Origin of the sequence: Paraglaciecola aquimarina, from assembly GCF_032464635.1 — a bacterium.
GTDB lineage: Bacteria > Pseudomonadota > Gammaproteobacteria > Enterobacterales > Alteromonadaceae > Paraglaciecola > Paraglaciecola aquimarina.
In genome coordinates this window covers 1,845,777-1,865,880 of the sequence record NZ_JAWDIO010000002.1, presented here as the reverse complement: position 1 = coordinate 1,865,880, position 20,104 = coordinate 1,845,777, and the positions used below count along the sequence as shown (strand labels likewise).

Annotated in this window: 21 protein-coding genes; 14 read left to right on the top strand and 7 right to left on the bottom strand. The window is 42.0% G+C overall.

Annotation, left to right across the window (positions count from 1 at the left end; genetic code table 11):
• Positions 1–44: 44 nt before the first annotated feature.
• Together RS130_RS09490 and RS130_RS09485 are read right to left on the bottom strand one after the other, a co-directional pair.
• Positions 45–362 (bottom strand): DUF2956 domain-containing protein, encoded by a 318-nt coding sequence (locus RS130_RS09490; RefSeq protein ID WP_316025761.1) that lies wholly within the window; start codon positions 360–362, stop codon positions 45–47.
• Positions 363–487: 125 nt separating this feature from the next.
• Positions 488–2,524 (bottom strand): putative bifunctional diguanylate cyclase/phosphodiesterase, encoded by a 2,037-nt coding sequence (locus RS130_RS09485; protein ID WP_316025760.1) that lies wholly within the window; start codon positions 2,522–2,524, stop codon positions 488–490.
• Positions 2,525–2,863: 339 nt separating this feature from the next.
• Here RS130_RS09485 and RS130_RS09480 point away from each other — a divergent pair, with 339 nt between their 5' ends.
• From RS130_RS09480 to RS130_RS09460, 5 genes are read left to right on the top strand one after another with little or no spacing between them, the layout of a single operon-like run.
• Positions 2,864–3,667 carry a purine-cytosine permease family protein gene (locus RS130_RS09480; RefSeq protein ID WP_316025759.1) on the top strand — a complete coding sequence of 268 codons (804 nt, stop codon included), beginning with the start codon at positions 2,864–2,866 and terminating at the stop codon, positions 3,665–3,667.
• Positions 3,651–5,495, top strand: coding sequence for an ATP-binding protein (locus RS130_RS09475; RefSeq protein ID WP_316025758.1), 1,845 nt, complete (start codon positions 3,651–3,653; stop codon positions 5,493–5,495). Before RS130_RS09480 ends, RS130_RS09475 begins: the two co-directional genes overlap by 17 nt.
• A gap of 41 nt (positions 5,496–5,536) precedes the next feature.
• A complete protein-coding gene (locus RS130_RS09470; RefSeq protein ID WP_316025757.1) occupies positions 5,537–6,232 on the top strand; it encodes a response regulator in 696 nt (231 codons plus the stop codon).
• A complete protein-coding gene (locus RS130_RS09465) occupies positions 6,222–7,109 on the top strand; it encodes a response regulator (protein ID WP_316025756.1) in 888 nt (295 codons plus the stop codon). The genes RS130_RS09470 and RS130_RS09465 overlap by 11 nt, the downstream gene beginning before the upstream one ends.
• A 29-nt stretch (positions 7,110–7,138) precedes the next feature.
• Entirely contained in the window at positions 7,139–7,693 is a 555-nt protein-coding gene (locus tag RS130_RS09460; RefSeq protein WP_316025755.1) for a GNAT family acetyltransferase, read from the top strand.
• Between the two features lie 81 nt (positions 7,694–7,774).
• Here the strand turns inward: RS130_RS09460 and RS130_RS09455 are convergent, their stop codons facing one another.
• Positions 7,775–8,887 carry a Gfo/Idh/MocA family protein gene (locus RS130_RS09455; protein ID WP_316025754.1) on the bottom strand — a complete coding sequence of 371 codons (1,113 nt, stop codon included), beginning with the start codon at positions 8,885–8,887 and terminating at the stop codon, positions 7,775–7,777.
• 267 nt (positions 8,888–9,154) lie between these two features.
• Here RS130_RS09455 and RS130_RS09450 point away from each other — a divergent pair, with 267 nt between their 5' ends.
• The 3 genes from RS130_RS09450 (at position 9,155) to RS130_RS09440 (ending at position 11,721) form a co-directional block, all read left to right on the top strand.
• Complete coding sequence (locus RS130_RS09450) at positions 9,155–9,793, top strand: MFS transporter (protein WP_316025753.1); 639 nt, start codon at positions 9,155–9,157, stop codon at positions 9,791–9,793.
• Positions 9,747–10,625, top strand: coding sequence for an MFS transporter (locus tag RS130_RS09445; RefSeq protein WP_316025752.1), 879 nt, complete (start codon positions 9,747–9,749; stop codon positions 10,623–10,625). Before RS130_RS09450 ends, RS130_RS09445 begins: the two co-directional genes overlap by 47 nt.
• Before the next feature lie 76 nt (positions 10,626–10,701).
• The gene (locus RS130_RS09440; protein WP_316025751.1) at positions 10,702–11,721 is read left to right on the top strand and encodes a glycoside hydrolase family 43 protein; all 1,020 of its coding nucleotides are present in this window, start codon (positions 10,702–10,704) and stop codon (positions 11,719–11,721) included.
• Positions 11,722–11,987: 266 nt separating this feature from the next.
• Here the strand turns inward: RS130_RS09440 and RS130_RS09435 are convergent, their stop codons facing one another.
• Positions 11,988–13,385, bottom strand: coding sequence for a sugar porter family MFS transporter (locus RS130_RS09435; RefSeq protein WP_316025750.1), 1,398 nt, complete (start codon positions 13,383–13,385; stop codon positions 11,988–11,990).
• Positions 13,386–13,594: 209 nt separating this feature from the next.
• Between RS130_RS09435 and RS130_RS09430 the strand changes: the two genes are divergently transcribed.
• From RS130_RS09430 to RS130_RS09405, 6 genes are all read left to right on the top strand, one after another.
• The gene (locus RS130_RS09430; protein WP_316025749.1) at positions 13,595–14,056 is read left to right on the top strand and encodes a hypothetical protein; all 462 of its coding nucleotides are present in this window, start codon (positions 13,595–13,597) and stop codon (positions 14,054–14,056) included.
• A gap of 57 nt (positions 14,057–14,113) precedes the next feature.
• Positions 14,114–15,184 (top strand): transporter, encoded by a 1,071-nt coding sequence (locus tag RS130_RS09425; protein WP_316025748.1) that lies wholly within the window; start codon positions 14,114–14,116, stop codon positions 15,182–15,184.
• A 252-nt stretch (positions 15,185–15,436) separates the two neighbouring features.
• Positions 15,437–16,558: a phosphoserine transaminase gene (locus RS130_RS09420; RefSeq protein ID WP_316025747.1), complete on the top strand. Its 1,122-nt coding sequence runs from the start codon at positions 15,437–15,439 to the stop codon at positions 16,556–16,558.
• 59 nt (positions 16,559–16,617) lie between these two features.
• Positions 16,618–17,331, top strand: a complete 714-nt coding sequence (locus RS130_RS09415; RefSeq protein WP_316025746.1) for a 3-phosphoglycerate dehydrogenase — start codon at positions 16,618–16,620, stop codon at positions 17,329–17,331.
• Complete coding sequence (locus RS130_RS09410) at positions 17,294–17,791, top strand: phosphoglycerate dehydrogenase (protein ID WP_316025745.1); 498 nt, start codon at positions 17,294–17,296, stop codon at positions 17,789–17,791. The genes RS130_RS09415 and RS130_RS09410 overlap by 38 nt, the downstream gene beginning before the upstream one ends.
• 211 nt (positions 17,792–18,002) lie before the next feature.
• Positions 18,003–18,467, top strand: coding sequence for a hypothetical protein (locus RS130_RS09405; protein ID WP_316025744.1), 465 nt, complete (start codon positions 18,003–18,005; stop codon positions 18,465–18,467).
• A gap of 112 nt (positions 18,468–18,579) precedes the next feature.
• Here the strand turns inward: RS130_RS09405 and RS130_RS09400 are convergent, their stop codons facing one another.
• The 3 genes from RS130_RS09400 to RS130_RS09390 form a co-directional block, all read right to left on the bottom strand.
• Positions 18,580–18,726 carry a hypothetical protein gene (locus tag RS130_RS09400; protein ID WP_316025743.1) on the bottom strand — a complete coding sequence of 49 codons (147 nt, stop codon included), beginning with the start codon at positions 18,724–18,726 and terminating at the stop codon, positions 18,580–18,582.
• A gap of 127 nt (positions 18,727–18,853) precedes the next feature.
• Positions 18,854–19,225, bottom strand: coding sequence for a hypothetical protein (locus RS130_RS09395; RefSeq protein ID WP_316025742.1), 372 nt, complete (start codon positions 19,223–19,225; stop codon positions 18,854–18,856).
• A gap of 104 nt (positions 19,226–19,329) precedes the next feature.
• Positions 19,330–20,058, bottom strand: a complete 729-nt coding sequence (locus tag RS130_RS09390) for a hypothetical protein (RefSeq protein WP_316025741.1) — start codon at positions 20,056–20,058, stop codon at positions 19,330–19,332.
• Positions 20,059–20,104 lie beyond the last annotated feature (46 nt).

Sequence of the window (20,104 nt, the reverse complement as noted above, 5' to 3'; positions counted from 1 at the left end):
GTTAATTAACGGGTTTGCGGAGGATTATACCCAAGCCTCTGCTTTTATAGAATGATGTAGACAATAAAAGCGAACCAACTCATCACCAGCAAATACCAAGGTAGATATTCAACCGTCTTATTTGCTGGGGGAAGTTCTGTAATAGCGTCAGCAGGTTGCGCATTTCGCTGCTTTATTTTCTGTTTGCGCTGTTTATCGATTTCACGTAACTTTTGACCTTGTTGCTTTTTATATTCAGCAATGCCCTTTTCAATGCCTTTCGCGATCAGCTTAGTTTGCTCCTTGGTTTGCCCTGGTTTTTGTGTGGCTTTTGCCATTTTTAATGCTTGAGTTTCAACTTCAGGAGAGACTTTATTTTTCATGTTATAGATTTAACGTGCTAGCAAGGAACAGCCATAATAACAGTTTAGCAGTAACTGGCAATGCGCCCGGCTGCGCATGGGCCCAAATCGACTTATACTGGCTCCTCTCATAGGTAGAAAGCGACTTACAATTTTCGATTGTCTTGCTTAAAACCTTGATGCCAAGCGTCGAGTTTTTCTAGTTTCATAGGTTTGCCAAAATAAAAACCTTGTAGATTAGCAACCCCCATAGCCTTAAGATCATCCGCTTGCTTTTTAGTCTCTACACCTTCAGCTACCACACTGTAACCTAGCTCATTCGCCATATATTGAGTGGCCTGAATAATTGCTTTTCCGCCTTTGTCGATAGTAGATATAAAACTTCGGTCAATCTTAACGACATCAGCAGACAATGACTGCAACAGGGCCAGTGAAGAAAACCCAGTGCCAAAATCATCAACCGATACTTTAATATTCAACTTCTGTAAGGACTTCATTTGTTGCAGCACATAGTTGATATCAGCGGCAAAAATAGACTCGGTAATTTCAATATGCAAATTTTCTGCGGGTAGTCCAGAATCATGTAAAGCGCGGGTCACAATATTGACCAAGTCACCATGCATTAGCTGAGCAACCGACACATTAACTGACACACTGACATCTTTATCAAATGACCAACTCGCCGCTTGTTGACATGATTGCTGCATCACCCACGCCCCAATCGAATAGATTAACCCATATTGTTCAGCCACAGGAATAAATTCAGATGGAGGAATTAATTTTCCATCCAATTCCCAACGCAAAAGGGCTTCACAAAATCCAACTTGCCCCGTGTCGCAGTCAACCACAGGTTGGTACACCATATACAGTTGATTATTTTTCAACGCCGAGCTTAACCCATTCTTCAAGGTAATTTGACGGTATAGGGTTTCGCGCATTTGCTCGGTAAACATGCACACTTCAGACTTGACGCTTTGTTTTTGCTGGTACATAGCAGTATCGGCTAAGGTAATAAGCTCTATTTCGTCTGTACCGTGATCTGGATACATAGCGATACCTACCGTCGCCCCAACATTGAGTTCGTGCTGTTCAATAATGATAGGTTTGGATAGATTGGAAATAAGCTGGCGAGCAAACTGCAGCGCATCATCACCTTCTACATTTTCCAAAGCAATTAAAAATTCATCTCCCCCCCAACGACACAAGCTTTGTGCTTTTTCACTATGATTCGTCAATCGTTGGGCTGTTTTTAACAACACTTTATCGCCAACAGTATGACCAAGAGAATCATTGATACTCTTAAAGCCATCTAGGTCGATAAACAATACGGCTAACTTAGTATCCCGCAATTTGCATGAGTCAATTAACAACCTAAGATTCTCAGAAAATGCGTTTCGGTTAAACAATTTGGTAAGAGGATCAATATTAGATAATTCAAAAATCTCATCGGTACGTTTTTTTACCTTTCGTTCTAGCGTGGTGTTGGCCTCTGAAATTTGTTGATTCTTTAGTTCCATTTCCTCTAGTAAATCGGCGTGTTGGTTTTTAATAAGTATCGATTCAGTAGTAAATTGATGGGCCCGCTTCGCTGCTGAATACATAATCACAACAAAAATTCCCCCTAAAATCCCTAAAGTATTGTGATAGCTATCCTCAGAAACAATAGACAGTAGTGAAATAGGAATAAGCAGAATCGCCGCATAGCTACGGCACAACACCTTACTGGCGGCTAACGTAGTCGCTGCTCCTCCGGCCATTGCCGACAAAATAACAATAGTACAAGCCAATTCTATTACGTCCATTGCATGAAAAAACATAATAGAATATGCAGAAAACCCACAGGCAGTTAAGTAGCGACCTATTTTAAACTTAGACATAGGCTTAGTTGCATCGTAAACCTGCCCTTTGAGTTTTGTTTTCCAGTGACGTGTTTGCAAAAATCGCCAAACAAAAATAGCGCACATAAACAACAACCAATACACTTTTAATGATTGCACAGGATTATCTGGAAACCCAAAAACCAGCGCGAGACAAATGCTGAGGGTCACAACTAGACTGCCAGAATTATTACCATAAAGTAAATCAAGGGCATCTCTTTGCGCACACTTTGCTGATTGATTTGAAGTATGTGGAATAAAGTATTGCTCCAATGGAAGATTTAAAGCGGGTAAATAATAACACATAAATTGGGTTATAATACTCAGACCTGTTGGTTTGAATCGTATAAATTTAAAGCTCTACAGCACTATACTGGCTAATTAATAGTCTGTGGCAGGATTTTTCTATATTTACTGATACCTTTTGTCAAACATAGCAATGCTCACTCTGTTTATTACGATAAAATGTAACAGTTGAGGCCTAATGACATTAAAATTGTTTTTACAGCAACCAATACCATTCGTATAAAAACATTGCAGCGATGTCGTAGCGAACATGTTGTAATTTAGGTAGCATGGGGACAGCGTGAGTCGGCACATAAATTATATTCCGCTCATTTTCCAAGCCACAGATTACGAATTCCCATGCAGTCAAACGAAAAAATATTACCTACTCGCCGCACGTATAACAAACTTGTCGCCAATGAAATGATGGAAGACTTTGCTTTGCGCTTTACCGCGAAACGAGTTCGCGTTTGGTCGTTAAATCGTATTGCCAATACAGCCTTAGGCATAGTATCGTTTTTGGTGTTAGAGGCGATCGGTGGGGCTATCACTCTGAACTTTGGTTTTGTCAATTCTGCTTGGGCAATACTAGCAGTAATTGCTGTTATTTTTTTAACCGGCTTACCTATTTGCTACTACGCCGCTAAATATGGAGTCGATATAGATCTGCTCAGCCGAGGAAGCGGCTTTGGTTACATCGGCTCGACCATAGCGTCACTTATTTACGCCTCTTTTACTTTTATCTTTTTTGCCTTAGAAGCCGCGATTATGTCAATGGCGCTGCAAATTCTATTTGGTATTCCACTCGCTTTAGCTTATGTGGTCAGTGCGCTAGTTGTGCTGCCTTTAGTCACCCATGGCATCGCCTATATTAGCCGCTTTCAAGTCTGGACCCAGCCCATATGGTTAGTCTTACAGTTGGTGCCATTGTTCTATGTTTTCTCCCATCCAGATAGCCAAATCCAAGGCTGGATAGAATATACAGGGCAAAGTGGTGAGCAAGGCGAGCGCTTTAATATATTACTGTTTGGCGCTGCCTCTGCGGTGTTATTGGCATTAGTGGCGCAAATTGGCGAGCAAGTCGATTTCTTACGCTTTTTGCCAGAAAAGCCCAAAACAAGTCGGTGGAAGTGGTGGGCAGCATTAATTGCTGGAGGGCCTTAGTTGGATAGTATTTGGCGCAATGAAATTGTTCTTGGGCTCGTTCTTAGCTTACTTTGCGTTGCAACAAGGCGTGCCACTTGAGCTAGCCGACGATCCGGCCAACATGTATAACTTGGCATTTAGTTACGTATTTGAAAACCCAAGCATTAGCGTGGCAGTGGCCTGTTGTTTTGTGGTGATCTCCCAGCTCAAAATCAATGTTGCTAATGCCTATGCAGGTTCGTTAGCTTGGTCTAATTTTTTCTCCCGTGTCACTCGCAACCATCCAGGCCGTGTGGTGTGGATGATATTCAACGTGGTCATTGCGTTGTTACTCATGGAACTTGGCATTTATCAAACCATAGAAAATATGCTCTCGGTATATTCCGTTTTAGTTTTAGCTTGGCTTAGCTCAGTGGTGGCCGATTTAATCATTAACAAGCCTCTCGGTATTAGTCCTAAACATATCGAATTTAAACGGTCCCACTTATACGACATTAACCCTGTGGGTGTTGGCTCAATGATAATCGCCAGTTTTGCTGGTTTTACTGCTCACTTTGGTTGGTATGGTGAAATAGTGCAAGCATTGGGTTCCTTTGTGGCTTGCGGCTTACCTTTCATTACTGTGCCACTAATTGGTTATTTAACTAAAGGCAAGTTCTACTTAGTAAAACGCCAACAACCGGTTGTCATTACTGGTATCACTCGCTGTCATATTTGTGAAAATGAATTTGACCAAGAAGACATGACTTATTGTCCGGCCTATCAAAAATCAATTTGTTCTTTGTGCTGCTCACTGGATGTTCGTTGTGGCGATCAATGTCGTCCAGAGGCCACCTTGGCCAGTCAATCTCATCATTTTTTCCATCGTTTTTTAACCACCAATTTGCTGAAAATCATGACAACGCCCTTAGCTCAGTTTGTTGCCTTAACCACAGGTATGAGCTTGACGGGCGCAGGGATATTGTTTCTTATTTATTTGCAAGTTCCATTGGAAAACCTTGAAGTTAAACAGGTTTTTTCGGTGACATTAATAAAGATATTCTTCTTACTAACAATAATTATTGGCATCGTTAGTTGGCTATTTATTTTAGCTCGCAATAGCAATCATTCTGCGCTCAAAGAATTGCGTTCGCTAACTCAAACCTTGGCAACTGAAGTTAAAGCTCACGAAAAAACCTCTCAAGCCCTACAAAACGCTAAAGTCGCTGCAGAAACGGCAAATGACGCTAAAAGTCGCTATCTAGCTGGATTAAGTCATGAACTTAGAACCCCATTAAACGTGATGTTAGGTTACGCACAGCTATTGAGTCAGGATAAAAACATTCCTGCCAAACAACGAGACTCCATTTCAATAGTTAAACGCAATGGCGAGCACCTCACGGACCTTATTGAAGGTTTGTTAGAGATATCAAAAATCGAAGCTGGCCGACTCACCCTGCAACGAGACGAGTTTAACCTTAAAGCTATTTTGCAGCAGCTAGTGGATATGTTCCAAATGATAGCTGGGCAAAAGAACATCGAGTTTCATTATCAACCCTGCTCCAATTTGCCCGACTACGTAGCGACCGACAAGCAAAGATTTCGACAGATATTAATCAACCTTATTTCGAACGGGATAAAATACACCGAGCAAGGTTCTGTAACCCTTAAAATTACCTACCGAAATCAAGTGGCAAATTTTAGCGTGATTGACACCGGTGTCGGTATTTCAGAAGACAACCAAGAACGTATCTTTAAGCCCTTCGAACAAATTCGCAATAATCATACTCAAGCCATTGGGGGCACTGGTTTAGGGCTAACCATATCGCGCTCACTGACCGAGCTGATGGGGGCGAAATTACCTTAAAAAGTGCACTAGGACAAGGAACAACCTTTAACCTGCGTTTGATGTTAGTGCAACTAGCACACAACAAAAATACACCAGAATATATTCAATTAAGAGTAATAGGCTATTTAGGGCCTAAGCGCAGAGTACTAGTAGTAGACGATGACAGTAGTCAAAGACAACTGATTACCGATCTTCTCAAACCTTTGGGGTTTGATGTATTACAAGCCGCAGAAGCCCGCACTGGCATGGGTATTCTGGCCAATAACAAAATTCACCTTATGATTTTGGATGTACGTATGCCTGAAATTGACGGCTGGACTATGGCCAAACAAATACGTGAGCAGCAATACAACATGCCTGTGCTTATGGTCTCAGCCAATGCTAGAGACGCTGACACTAATTTGGCTGCTGATGGCCATCACAATGGCTATATCGCGAAACCAGTCAATTTGGACGCTTTATTGGGCAAGATTGGCGAGTTGCTATCAATTAAATGGCAATTTGAACATAAGGACCAAACAACCCATGTCCACGAGATTATTCAAAGCAAACCGCCGATACATAAAGAACAGTATCAGGAGCTAATCGCCTTGGCAGAAATCGGCTATTTGTCAGGCTTTAAAGATAAACTCGACAAGATAACCGAACATTATCATGTGCCAGCAGATATACTGTCGCAGTTATTAGAATATGTTAAATTCTGCAATTTCCCAGAAATCATTAAGTATTTAGAAGAGATAAGTCATGAGCAGTAGTTTAGGCAAAATAGTGTTGGTGGTTGATGACTCGCCGGAATCATTAGGTATGTTAAATGCCGCGCTAAATGCTCAGGGCTACACCGCTCTTGTCGCCCTTGATGGCCTGCAAGCATTGTCAATTATTGAAAAAATCCAACCAGATGTCATTTTGTTGGATGCCATGATGCCTCAAATGGATGGTTTTGAAGCTTGTCATAAACTCAAACAACAATTGCCTAATACGCCTATTATTTTTATGACCGGTTTAAGTGACTCTGAAGACGTCGTAAGAGGATTTGAAGCTGGGGCCATTGATTATGTCACTAAACCCATTTCTCCTGACGAAGTTATTGCACGCATTAACACTCATATCGAAACAGCAAAAGTTGCATTGAGTGCTCAAGATGCGCTGGACCACACAGGCACTCACGTTTTTTGCGTCAATAACCAAGGCCGTTTATCTTGGGCTACCCCTAATGTGCATAAGTTAATCGACACGATATCCGAGCGGGACAATAGCCCTTGGGCCACGCTAGCCAGTAAACTTGAGGTATGGCTGAACGCAGGTACTAGTGTTAATTTAAAACTAAGTTGTTTTGCTAAGCCCATAGAGATCCACTACGACGGTCGGCAAGATGACAAACACTTGCTGAATATAATCGAAGCAAAACAGCAAAAAAACGCGGATTTTTTACGGCAAAATTTACCTATTACCAAACGAGAATCAGAGGTTTTATACTGGGTATCGTATGGCAAAACAAGTTGGGAAATATCACAAATTTTGGATATGAGCCCACGCACAGCGAATAAACACTTAGAGCAAATATTCAAAAAGTTAGGGGTAGACAACCGCACCTCAGCGGCTGCTATTTCTATCAGGCTATTAGAACATTAATAAATGAGTACCAGATTAAGGAGGCAACGATGAGTTTGAAGTTAAAAGTGGCTACCTTAGAAAACGTCGCCGAAGTGTTAACACTGCATTATAAATACCAAGTGGATTCAATTTCAGAACAGGACAAGCAAGATGGTTTTATTACCACCGCTTTTACAGAGTCCCATTTGACTAGATTAATTGAAGACGAAAACGGCTTATTTATCGCAATCAAAAATGACAAAATTGTGGCCTACGCGATGTCTGCATCTTGGCAATTTTGGTGCCAGTGGCCAATGTTTCAGTACATGGTCGACAACTTAGATGACTCGACACTAAACCAGAATCGGCTAACCATTGATAATTCATATCAATACGGCCCCGTTTGTGTTGACAAGAGTGTTCGTGGACAAGGTGTGTTTGAAGAGATTTTTAATTTTTCACTGCAAAACATGGCTAAGCGATACCCATTCATGGTGACCTTTATTAACAAGATCAATACGCGTTCGTACCAAGCCCACACTCGTAAAGTGCAGCTAAACGTTATCAATGAATTTAGTTTTAATAACAATCAATATTTCAAACTGGCGTGCAATACTCATTAGCTTAATCTCACAAACGAGGTAAAGATGAGTGGTACTCAGCTTTACCTCGTTAACTTATAATCATTGCAGATTACGCCAAGGTTAAATCACCACGCGTTGGCCACCATTGGCCATCGACTTATACATAGCGTCAACAATCTTCATATCTTTTAGACCTTCTTCGCCCGACACTTTGCTGGTTTTATTTTGCCTTATGCATACCACAAAATCGTCCATTTGCAATGCTTGTTGGTTGACTTGATGAGGGGGCAATTTAAGTTGTCCTAAATGCCCACCGACGCCACGATAGCTATAAGCAGGTTCGAGTCGAGCATTACCTTTCGCGTACGACACATACAACTCATTGGCTTTCATATTGTATGAACAAGTTGAGTTTGAATACAGACCACCAGGAAACTCCATTTGCCACATTACTGTTTCTTCAACACTACTGAATTTCTGATGATCTGTTTTATATTCCACTGCACGCAAAGCGATGGGCTCTAGTCCTGTAGCCATTCGCGCCCCTTGAATACAGTAAATACCAATATCCATTATTGGCCCACCACCCGCTAGCTCTTTTTTCAAACGCCACTGCTTTGGGTTGCCAATAATGAATGAAAACTCTGATCTCACATAATTAATTGGCCCCAGCGGTAACGACTGACCGGCGTGCACGATCTGCTGGGTATTATCTTCAAACTGTAAACGATAACCTACTGAAAGTTGCACTCCAGCCTTGTGACACGCAGCAATCATCTCTTCACATTCGGCTGCTGTTAAGCCCATTGGTTTCTCGGTAATAACATGCTTGCCAGCTCGTGCGGCGCGGATAACAAATTCTTTATGCATTGAATTGGGTAACACCACATACACCACATCAATGGCGGCATCATTGATAATATTATCGAAATTGTCATAGTTATAGATATGTGCAGGATCAATTTTATACTTGTCGGCCCATATCTTTTCTTTGGCCGGTGTGCCGGTTACTATTCCTGCTAAGTAGGCATTTTCAGTCACCTGTAACGCCGGTGCTAGTTGATTAGTTGCATAGTTCCCTAAACCAACGAGTGCTATACCTAGTTTCTTTTGGTTGGCACTAGCCGCCATCGCATTGCTTGTCAAAGCGCCAGCCCCGACTGTGAATACCCCAGCCCCTATAGCTTTGACAAACTCTCGCCGACTTTCACTGCTATTTTTATTCATCGTCATGTTATCTTTCCTGAGTATGATTGATTTACTTAGCGCAACAAAGAAACATTATTACAACATTTAACAAACAAAAATAAAACAAACGAATTAAAGCCAAAGCGTATCAAGTTACTAGCCATTGCTAGTAGCTTGCCCGCATACCAGCCCCCAATGGTAAGTATTAGACGACAAACAAAAAGTAACTGTAAAAATGAATTTGGCAATATCATTTTACAGGCAAATTAATACAATCACTAAATCAACAACAACAAAACAAGTTATTAACAAATGCCGACTAATACAGAAAAATTAACAGTCACAGAAAAAATTGGTTATAGCCTAGGCGATTTAGCAGCTAACTTGGTTTTCCAGACACTGGTGACTTTTATTGCCTTTTTTTACACCGATGTTTATAAAATTCCAGTAGAGTCAGCGACTAAAGTGATTTTTATTTGTGGCTTAATTGCGGCGTTTTTTAATCCTCTAATGGGCATGATTGCCGACCGCACTCAAACTCGTTGGGGGAAATTTAGACCTTGGATTTTATGGACCGCAGTGCCCTTTGGCGTATTGGCTTTACTCGCTTTCAGCACGCCCGACTTTAGTCCAGAGGGCAAAGTATATTATGCCTTTATTACCTACTTATTATTGTTATTGGTTTATTCTGCCAACAACCTACCCTATTCAGCATTGAGTGGCGTCATCACTGGTAATATGCAACAACGTAACAGTATGTCTGCGTATCGCTTTGTAGCGGTAATGATTGCGCAATTTATTATTCAAGTACTACTCCTACCCTTAGTGCTAATTGCTGGCGCCGGCGATAAAGCCCTTGGCTTTGAAAAAGGTTATGACCTTTTTATCTATAGCCGGGGTAATTATGTTTCTCATCACGTTTTTCACTACCAAAGAGCGAGTAGTACCTAAGCCAGAACAAAAATCCACAATTGGTCAAGATCTTAAGGATCTGTTTAGCAATAAACCCTGGATCATTATGCTGATCGTTACCATCTTGGTCTTTGTTACGCTTGCCCTTAAAGGCGGCATGTACATTTTCTATTTTGAAAACTACCTAGATGCCGCACAAATTGCCGTGTTCTTAGACAATGTCGGTTTTAACGGCTTTATTAACGGTTTAAACCATACCTTAACCAGCATTGGCTTAACCGAATTTAAGTGGCCAGAAGACCCAGCCACATCAGGTTTTGCACTGTTTAACGCAGGCGGCATTATATTTATGATCATCGGAATTGGATTTTCGAAGACACTAGCCGACAAGTTCGGTAAAAGAGAAGTGTTCGCAGGCTCGTTGTTTATATCTACAGTCTTTATTGCATTGTTTTATTTCTATCCACCAGATGCTATAGGCACTGTGTTTGCGTCACAAATACTGCATGGTTTCTTTTATGGTATATCTACCCCGCTTTTATGGGCGATGATTGCAGATGTAGCCGATTATTCAGAATGGAAAACCCATCGCCGAGCCACAGCCATTATCTTTTCTGCGATGATTGTTGGATTGAAACTTGGTCTAACCTTAGGCTCTTCAATTTTGTCGAGCATTCTTGACTATTACCAATACAGCGCTGATTTGATTACCCAAATGCCTGAAACAATCAATGGAATTAAGTTGTCTGTTAGCCTCTATGCATCCATTCCATTTTTCTTAGCCGTCGTCTGCTTGTTTGCCTACAGCATTAATAAAGCCAAAGAGCAACAAATTGAACGAGACTTAACAGCAAGACGTCAAGCCGATTGATTGCAAATTAAAATTAACTAGCCAAACTATGCACAGCCCAGTTAGGGCTGTTGCTTTGCACAATGAGTACTTATATATGTCAGAAGAATTATTACCCCCAGAAGAATTGCAAGCCTTGAAATCTAAGGCTATATCGCAACCTCTAGTCGAAAATATCTATACAGCCGATCCTTCGGCTCACGTATTTAATGGCAAAATTTATATCTACCCATCCCATGATATTGAAGGTGGCATTCCCTTCAATGACAATGGTGATCATTTTGATATGCAAGATTATCATGTGATTTCTATGGACTCGCTTGATAGTCCGGCAGTAGACAATGGGCAAGCTTTGCATGTAAAAGACGTACCTTGGGCAGAACGCCAAATGTGGGCCCCTGATGCAGCTAGAAAAGGCGACAAATACTATCTCTATTTTCCAGCCAAAAAAGCCGATGGTATGTTTCAAATTGGAGTCGCAGTCAGTGACTCTCCAGTAGGACCATTCACCGCTGAGCCCGAAGCAATCAAACATAGCTATAGTATCGATCCTGCTGTATTTGAAGATGATGATGGCGAATACTACATGTATTTTGGCGGCATCTGGGGAGGACAATTACAAAACTATCGCAATCATACCTACAATGCTGATTTAACAGAGCCTGCCGATGACGAACCCGCGCTAGGGCCAATAGTGGCCAAAATGGCTGACGATATGCTGGAGTTTGCCGAAGCTCCTACAGAAATATCTATTTTAGATGAGAACGGTCAACCCATATTGGCCGGCGATCATGACCGACGTTTTTTCGAAGCTGCTTGGATGCATAAGTACAATGGCAAGTACTACTTCTCTTATTCTACAGGGAATACACACTTTTTATGTTATGCCACTGGAGATAGCCCTTACGGCCCCTTTACTTATGGTGGAAAAATTCTCGAACCCGTCTTGGGTTGGACGACCCATCACTCAATAGCAGAATTCGAAGGAAAGTGGTACTTGTTCTATCATGACTCTTCGCTATCAGGTGGCATCACCCATTTACGTTCAATTAAAATGGCCGAGATAAAATACCGCGAAGATGGTTCCATTATTACCTTGAAGCCATACATCGAGTAACCACTAGGGTAATAGCAAAAGGCCTCATCGTTGAGGCCTTTTTTAGGTCTGTGCACAACACAGCTCGAGCAAGGCTACACAATCCAACGCCGCTAGACTCAAAAAGAGCGTTATCCAAAGGTTCGGCTTATCCAGGATTCAGGTTCACTAATACAGACTGCAGCGCTTGGCGCTGTGGCCTTAATCACACAGATGACGGCCAACAGCGCTCAAGGGTTGCGACTTAAGGGGGTGTTTTATCACAGTGTCGCAACCTATAAAATTGACTACCCCTGCATGTCTTCTAGCTCTTTACCTTTAGTTTCGTATACAAACTTAGCGACAAAGAAAACCGAAATAATGGCACATAACGAATAAAGCCCGTATGCTCCCGCTAAGCCAACGCCGGCCAATAAAATTGGGAATGTCATTGTGATGATAAAATTTGTCACCCACTGCGCGACACCAGCAACAGCTAAGCCAGAACCGCGGATTTGGTTAGGGAACATCTCGCCCAACATCACCCACATAATTGGTCCCCATGATAAATTAAAGAAGAACACATAAGCATTAGCAGCAATCAAAGCCACAGTACCAAATTCTCCCAACTCAAGATTGCCTGACGCATCAACCCCAGCATTTAGAAAAGCGTAAACCATAGTGCTCAGCGTGACAGCCATACCAATTGAGCCAATCATTAAAAAAGGCTTACGACCCACTTTATCGATTAAATACATAGTGATCACACAAGCCGCGATACTCACCGCGCCACTAATCACATTTATCAGCAAGGCATCGCCTTCAGAAAAACCAACGGCTTGCCACAACACTGCGCCGTAATAAAACACTACGTTAATACCCACCAACTGCTGTAAGGTAGCTAAGCCAATCCCTACCCACATAATGCTACGAATTTTCCCTGTGTCTTTGTCGACTAAATCAGCTAACTTAGGCTCATGACGATCTCCCGCGAGAGACTGTTGAATATCATGTAATTTTCTCTCGCCGCTAGCGCCGTACAAACGAGTAAGCACTTGCCCGGCTTGCTGATCTTTTTGGTTCAACACTAAATATCGAGGGCTTTCGGGGATCAACATTAACAGTCCAAAGAACAACACGGCTGGCACTAATTCAATCCAAAACATCCAACGCCATGCCTCAAAACCAAGCCAAAACTTAGCGGTTGATGCGCCAGCAATATCAGCTAAAAAGTAGTTACTCACAAAGGCGCAGAATAGACCCGTAATGATCGCCACTTGCTGAATGGAGGACAAACGACCTCGCAATCGTGCGGGGGCTATTTCACTGATATATGCAGGGGTCATGACCGATGCCGCTCCAACAGCCAAGCCTCCTAAAATTCGATAGACAATAAACTCTATAGAAGATGTTGCAATACCCGATCCCCACGCACTAAGAATGAAAAGGATCGCAGCGACTATTAGTAAGGACTTTCGACCGTACTTATCAGCTAACCTGCCTGCGGTAAAAGCACCCACCGCGCAGCCCAATAACATGCTTGCCACGTTAAAACCTGTGCCCATACTATCTGAGTTAAAGGCGGCGCTTAGCCCGTCAACCGTGCCATTAATTACGCCGCTATCAAAGCCAAATAAGAATCCACCTATGGTGGCTACACAGCTCACCAAAACGATAAACAACATGTTGTCTGTATTTTGAGTCACAAAAGGTACCTACGTTAAAATTATTTTTGTAGGCCAATGTTGCAGTATCCACGCAACCTTGTAAACGTTTCCATGTATTTAGGTAAATGAAAAGTAAAATATAGTTAGCCAATAGCTATCAATAAATAACAATTAAGTGAAATTACTCCTTGAGATATAGACTCAATCACTTATAGAATGGCCTAGTACAATCCCCAGAGAATTCTAATTTGTGTTGGTGTAAAACCATAAAATACCCATTATTCTTACGCACAATGGTCATCATGTTACTGTTCAACAGTACTGGCTCTTTGTTCGCGGCCTCAACAATATTAGCTCAGGCAAAAACCTATGCCACTGACGACATTGAGCTGATATGTACGGGCGCTAGTTTTAAATGGATGTCTGTTTCGGCTTACCAGCAAAGTGGAAAAATTGAATTCGTAGAGCCGCCCAAAAATGTGCCTCTAGGTCTGGAAAATATCAAATGTTCTTACTCGTACTTAAACGATAGCAGTACAGATCATCTGTTGCATGCTCAGCCGACAGGGCATTTACAACTCACCCTTGCCAATCCAAAAATTGCATATTTTAATGCGGAATATCAAGCAAGAAAGCATCAGTTGGCGATTTCACGTGCCCCCCTTTTAACATATATTTTTTTGCCTAACCCTAATACCAGTAGGTATTAGCTAAAGGCACTTTATTACAAAACCCATTTAATACTCATTCTTTATTGAGAACTATATATGTTAAAAAATACTTTTTTTTCGGCTGCCTGTGTTTCGGCTGGCTTAGTTAGTTTTACCTCACATGCCGATGTTGGCTCAAACCCGGCTCGTGCGATCATACACGCTCCCATTGGGGTAATGGGCGACCATCTACACGCCAAGGGCGAGTTCATGTTTTCTTATCGCCTTATGAATATGCAAATGTCAGGCAATATCCAAGGAAGTGATTCTATTACTGATGATGCCATTGCCACCACAGTCGCCAATCCATACGCAAATCCCCCTATGTCGCCCCCCACGGTTAGAGTCGTGCCTCAAGACATGAGTACGCAAATGCATATGCTGGGATTTATGTACGCGCCAAGTGACAATTTAACCTTGATGGCTATGATTAATTATCTAGACAAAAACATGACATTGACCACTTATCAAGGCGCAATGGGGACAAATACACTAGGGGATTTTGATACAACAAGCTCAGGCTTAGCAGATAGCAAACTAGCCCTGTTATATCGACTGTATGATGCTGGTAATCACCATTTACATGGGAATTTTGCTTGGATTATTCCTACTGGTTCAGAACAAGAATCTGCAGAAGTACTGACACCTATGAACTCTCGCATGACCATGCGCCTACCTTATGGTATGCAATTGAGTTCTGGCAGTCATCAAGGTGAACTGGGTATCACCTACAATGGCTTTAGCGAGCACTTTAGTTGGGGCGCTCAGGGATTATATACCACCGCCTTAGAGAAAAACGAGCAACACTATAAGCTGGGCGATAAATTGCAACTATCAGCTTGGACAGCCTACGAGATTTCGACACAGCTCAGTACTTCTGCTCGTCTAAAATATAGCCACACCACAGATATTTCTGGGGCAGATGCCATGATCCAAGCGCCCGTTACTACGGCCAATCCCGACAATTATGGCGGCGAGTTACTAGATCTAGCGATTGGTATAAATAGCGTTATAAGCGGACAGCACCGAGTTGCGTTTGAATATCAAATACCGCTCAATCAAAACGTAAATGGAGTGCAAATGGAAATGGATTATATGTGGACGTTAGGCTACCAAGTGGCATTCTAATTAATCTTCCCCCTATAAAAGAGACAGGATCACCTAGCGTCACAAGCAGGTGATCTATTTTTTGGGTGCACTTTAAAACTTTTCCGGAGCAAACATTGTTAGTCCTAGCCCCGCTTTTATCTAGACCCACATAGCGGCAAAATTAATCGCAACACAAATATATTTCATAACACTTGAATATTAGTCAAGCACCCCAATTCTTGTATGCTTAATACACAAACCATTTACATTATCCTTACCTAGAGACTTACCATGCAACCTAGCTTAAAACCTGCCAACCCCAACTTTTCTTCTGGTCCTTGTGCAAAACGCCCTGGTTATGACGTTAACAAATTAGACCTTTCTGTTTTAGGTCGTTCGCACCGAGCGACTATTGGTAAAGAAGCTCTTAAAAGAGCCTGCGTAGACACTGCAAGAATTCTCGGATTGCCCGAAGGCTACCGCGTAGCTGTGGTACCAGCTTCTGACACAGGAGCAATGGAAATGGCCATGTGGTCAATGTTAGGTGAACGCCCAGTTGACGTGTTGTATTGGGAGTCGTTTGGCCAAGGTTGGGCAACAGATATTAGCAAACAGCTAAAATTAGACAACACCCGCATATTAAGTGCAGACTATGGACAAATTCCAGACCTATCAGAAGTGAATTGCGATAACGACGTCGTCTTTACTTGGAACGGCACCACCTCGGGCGCTCGCGTTCCTAATGCGGATTGGATAAGCGATGAGCGCCAAGGATTGACATTCTGTGATGCCACCTCTGCCGTCTTTGCTCAAACAATGGATTGGACTAAATTAGACGTCATCACTTACAGTTGGCAGAAAGTGCTAGGGGGTGAAGGCGGCCACGGTATGCTAATTTTAAGTCCTCGCGCTGTTGCTAGATTGGAAAGCTACACCCCTCCTCGCCCGTTACCTAAGATTTTTCGCATGACTAAAGGTGGGAAATTAATAGAAGATTTGTTTATTGGTGCCACCATCAATACTCCTTCAATGCTATGTGTAGTGGACTATTTAGATGCGTTGACCTGGGTTGAATCTATTGGGGGGATTGAAGGCACCATCGCCCGATGCGAGCAAAACCTTGCTACCGTCGCCGAATTCGTCGCCAGTCACCAGTGGATTGATTTCTTAGCCCAAGACCCCGCTATTCGTTCTAACTCTAGTGTATGTTTGAGTTTAGACCTCGCGCCTGAGCAAGTGAAAGCTGTGGTTAAACTATTAGCAGAACAAGAAGTTGCCTATGACATAGGTGCCTATCGTGATGCGCCAGCCGGACTACGTATTTGGTGTGGGGCGACGATTGAAAACAGCAACTTGGTCGCTTTATTGCCTTGGTTAGAATGGGCCTATACACAAGTTAAAAATACGGATTAACTATCAGCTTACAACTCTATATCACTATCCACTTTACAATAAAAACCTAAAGGATAAGCATGTTTAAGATTAAGACATTTAACCAAATTTCTGTCAAAGGACTGGAACGCTTTAGCCGTGAAAAATATGAAGTGAGTTCTGAAATTAGCAAACCAGACGCCATTTTACTGCGCAGCCACAAATTGCATAATGAAGTGTTAACAGATTCTGTGTTAGCAGTTGCCCGTGCTGGAGCCGGAGTCAACAATGTACCGGTAGAAGACTACAGCAAAAAAGGGATAGTGGTATTTAATACTCCAGGAGCCAATGCTAACGCGGTAAAAGAACTAGTGCTAGCTGGTATGTTATTAAGCTCTCGAGGGATCAAGCCCGGCATTGACCATGTAGCAAGTTTACATGACATAAATGATGCCCAAGAGTTACACAAAACACTAGAGGCACAAAAGAAACAGTTTGCAGGTAGTGAACTAAAAGGTAAAACTTTAGGCATTATTGGCCTTGGCGCCATTGGTTCTTTAGTGGCTGATATGGCATTGGCATTGGGCATGAATGTGGTGGGGTTTGACCCTGCACTTTCTATCGAAGCCGCTTGGCGTTTGTCTAGCGACGTGCAGCGAGCAGAAAACATGCATGCTTTACTTGCTCGCTGCGATTACGTCAGTTTGCATGTCCCGGCAATTAAACCGACCTTACACATGATAAACGCCGATGCTTTGGCGCAAGCTAAGCTCTGGCATGGTGCTAGTCAACTTTGCTCGGGAGAGCATTGTTGATCCAGACGCCATAGCTGCTGCACTAGATAAAGGTCAATTAAAAACGTACGTCTGTGATTTCCCAGAACCGATATTTTATGGCAGAGAAGATGTGATAGCGATGCCACATATTGGCGCATCAACAGCCGAAGCTGAAGAAAACTGCGCCATCATGGCGGCCGAACAAATCATGGATTTTCTTGAAAATGGCAACATCAAGAACTCGGTAAACTTTCCTGCAGCCGCCATGCCTCGAGTAGAAGGTCAGCGCATTGTTTTCACTAACGAAAATGTCCCCAAAGTGTTAGGTAGTGTGTTATCAGTACTAGCCGACCATAACGTTAACGTACTCGACATGATGAATAAAAGTCGCGGTGACTTGGCATACAATATACTCGATGTAGAAAAGATGGCTGATGACAAAGTCATTGCTGCCATTCAAAATATTGAACATGTGACCACAGTGAGATTAATAGCTTAACCATGGGAAAGCTCTGAAAAAATAATCTAAACTCGAGACCAATAATAAAACGATAGTAGCCCAAAGCATACTCATGCTGTGGGCTTTTTTATACCTTAATAATACCGGCCATGGCTAGAATTTGCTCACTGTGAATTTTTGGCGTAAATTATTATGGCGATGCAGTTAAACGCAAAACCTTTTTTCAATCATTCTAAGGGAGTAGCTGCATATGACCACCAATCAACTTGCACCTTTCAATTATGAAATTTTACGAACAATTATCGGCTGGATAGCGATTAGTATCGCTGTGATATGTTCCATTAGTTATTTTTGTTACACCAACATTCCTCCGGCAATCAGCGCAGTTCCAACCAGCATTAGCGTTAGCTTTCACTTTGGCTCTATTATTCCGTTTGTAGGGTTGTTATTTGTTGTGAGTGCATTTTTGTTTGCCTTTGATGGCGCCGGAAAACTGCAATTTTGGCTATCTAAACTTGCGGCCATTTGCGCGGCGTTAGTGGCTATATTTCCCACCAATATAAATTTTGAATGGGCGATGAGTCATCCTGAACTAAAGCTATTGTTGCCGCCAATTTGCATGGAAAAACTAGCCCAAGACCCGACGCTGCTGGCCTGCAATATTTATGATTGGGCCTTCACCCCAAGTTACATATTTATTCTGCCATTATTCTAATTGGCGTGCTGTTTGTATTCTGTTTGATTTTCTTTCATCGCGCCCGCCAAAAAATCAAAGTAAGAAAAGCTCATGCCCAACAAAGCGAACGCTTAAAAGTAAGAGCGACAATCTATTTATGCTCTGCCGTCGCGATGGTGCTGGCAGTTATTGTTGCCTGACTATACAAGGACGAAACCAACATTGATGATGCGTCTTTATTTTGGGTAGAGGTAACCTGCTTAGTCGCGTTTGGCATTAGTTGGTTAGTCGCCGGCAAAAAGCTACCTGAGTATCACTTACAGCAAATCAATAGAAGAAGAGTTAAATACAGAAATAGATGAACCCAAAGATAAAAAACCGCCGACCGGCCACCAATAAGCAGCATATTTGTTTTTACTAAGGGCTTACACCCGTGCTTTTAAAAACTTATCTAAGTAAGTCTTAACCAAGCCATCTAACACTGCGTCTTGTTCTTTGGTGACATTAAGAGGATTAATGGCTTCAAGTTCACCACCAATGACTGCCAGCTCAATTAACACTTGTCTGGCAATCTCTTCTCGCTTAAGGCCACGAGAAAAAATACTCAATTGCGAAGTGGTAGGCGAGTACATCACTGGCTGTGCCACTTTCGTATTTTTAAATACCTTAGCACTTAACACTACGCCCCTTATAGGCTTAGTCCATTCATCGGGTACTAGTTTAAACAATAAGGTCACTTCTTTTTTAGTTAAGGCATGAAACACTTGGTTGCTAAACTTACCTATTACAAATTTCATTATCTACTCTTAATTTTTTTATCCGTTGCCGCGAAATTATAGCAAAATATACAACTTAAAATTCAATTTACAACGCTAAGTTTCATCTTACCTTCAGCTGTTTTTTACATTTTATATTGATTAGGTAATGCCTTAGCTAAAACAATGCTCAACCACAATTCTTCATTATTGGTTAACTGAGTATTTTTCAATATGTCAGCACAAATTTCAGCCACTTTACTGTGTTGTTTTATATTGCTGCCAATAGACCAACGGGCTGCCTGAAAAATAGCATCTATCTTTGCTTTGCGTTTATCTTCATTAGTTTGTTTTGAGGTTTTATAGGCCTTTAAAGCGCCAGAATACTCAGCGTAATTTAACGCTGACACTATCCGCCTGATAGGTGCTATCTGGCCAGTAGCAAAAAAGTACGACCATAAATTATCCAAGGTTTTAGGGCTTTTAATATCAATTTCTAAATAGTTAATGGCTTTGCTGTTTAATAAAGACTGGGCGTTAACGGATTGCAAATAAGCTTTAGATTCTTTTGTATCAGCTAGCCATGCCGTATAGTAAAGAGTTTGCGTGTCTTTTTTATTAAGCGTCCCAAGAGCCGATAACCACTGATTGGTTTGATTAGGGTTAGCAATCAGTATACGACCTAAGAAAACAGCCAGACTTTGCTGCCGTTTAGGGTCACTTAACACACCTTGTTGGCTAAGCTTAATCACTTCTGTGACAAATTTTTCTGGGTTAGGTGATTGGTAATAAGTTGTCAACCAAGTTTCGGGGTCCGCAGCCAATACCTTAAAGTTTAGTAACATTGCAACCTTTGCTAGTAATATCCATTTCATTTAGCTGTCTCTTTTCTCAATAGCTTTTTTCAACTGCTCTTTTTCA

Bases quoted from the DNA above. Each gene is read 5' to 3' on its own strand.
- RS130_RS09405 (WP_316025744.1), top strand. From the start codon at position 18,003: ATGACCACCAATCAACTTGCACCTTTCAATTATGAAATTTTACGAACA.
- RS130_RS09470 (WP_316025757.1), top strand. From the start codon at position 5,537: ATGTTAGTGCAACTAGCACACAACAAAAATACACCAGAATATATTCAA.
- RS130_RS09415 (WP_316025746.1), top strand. From the start codon at position 16,618: ATGTTTAAGATTAAGACATTTAACCAAATTTCTGTCAAAGGACTGGAA.
- RS130_RS09445 (WP_316025752.1), top strand. From the start codon at position 9,747: ATGTTTCTCATCACGTTTTTCACTACCAAAGAGCGAGTAGTACCTAAG.
- RS130_RS09410 (WP_316025745.1), top strand. From the start codon at position 17,294: ATGGTGCTAGTCAACTTTGCTCGGGAGAGCATTGTTGATCCAGACGCC.
- RS130_RS09455 (WP_316025754.1), bottom strand. From the start codon at position 8,887: ATGACGATGAATAAAAATAGCAGTGAAAGTCGGCGAGAGTTTGTCAAA.
- RS130_RS09440 (WP_316025751.1), top strand. From the start codon at position 10,702: ATGTCAGAAGAATTATTACCCCCAGAAGAATTGCAAGCCTTGAAATCT.
- RS130_RS09480 (WP_316025759.1), top strand. From the start codon at position 2,864: ATGCAGTCAAACGAAAAAATATTACCTACTCGCCGCACGTATAACAAA.
- RS130_RS09450 (WP_316025753.1), top strand. From the start codon at position 9,155: ATGCCGACTAATACAGAAAAATTAACAGTCACAGAAAAAATTGGTTAT.
- RS130_RS09460 (WP_316025755.1), top strand. From the start codon at position 7,139: ATGAGTTTGAAGTTAAAAGTGGCTACCTTAGAAAACGTCGCCGAAGTG.
- RS130_RS09425 (WP_316025748.1), top strand. From the start codon at position 14,114: ATGTTAAAAAATACTTTTTTTTCGGCTGCCTGTGTTTCGGCTGGCTTA.
- RS130_RS09420 (WP_316025747.1), top strand. From the start codon at position 15,437: ATGCAACCTAGCTTAAAACCTGCCAACCCCAACTTTTCTTCTGGTCCT.
- RS130_RS09485 (WP_316025760.1), bottom strand. From the start codon at position 2,524: ATGTGTTATTATTTACCCGCTTTAAATCTTCCATTGGAGCAATACTTT.
- RS130_RS09465 (WP_316025756.1), top strand. From the start codon at position 6,222: ATGAGCAGTAGTTTAGGCAAAATAGTGTTGGTGGTTGATGACTCGCCG.
- RS130_RS09395 (WP_316025742.1), bottom strand. From the start codon at position 19,225: ATGAAATTTGTAATAGGTAAGTTTAGCAACCAAGTGTTTCATGCCTTA.
- RS130_RS09490 (WP_316025761.1), bottom strand. From the start codon at position 362: ATGAAAAATAAAGTCTCTCCTGAAGTTGAAACTCAAGCATTAAAAATG.
- RS130_RS09390 (WP_316025741.1), bottom strand. From the start codon at position 20,058: ATGAAATGGATATTACTAGCAAAGGTTGCAATGTTACTAAACTTTAAG.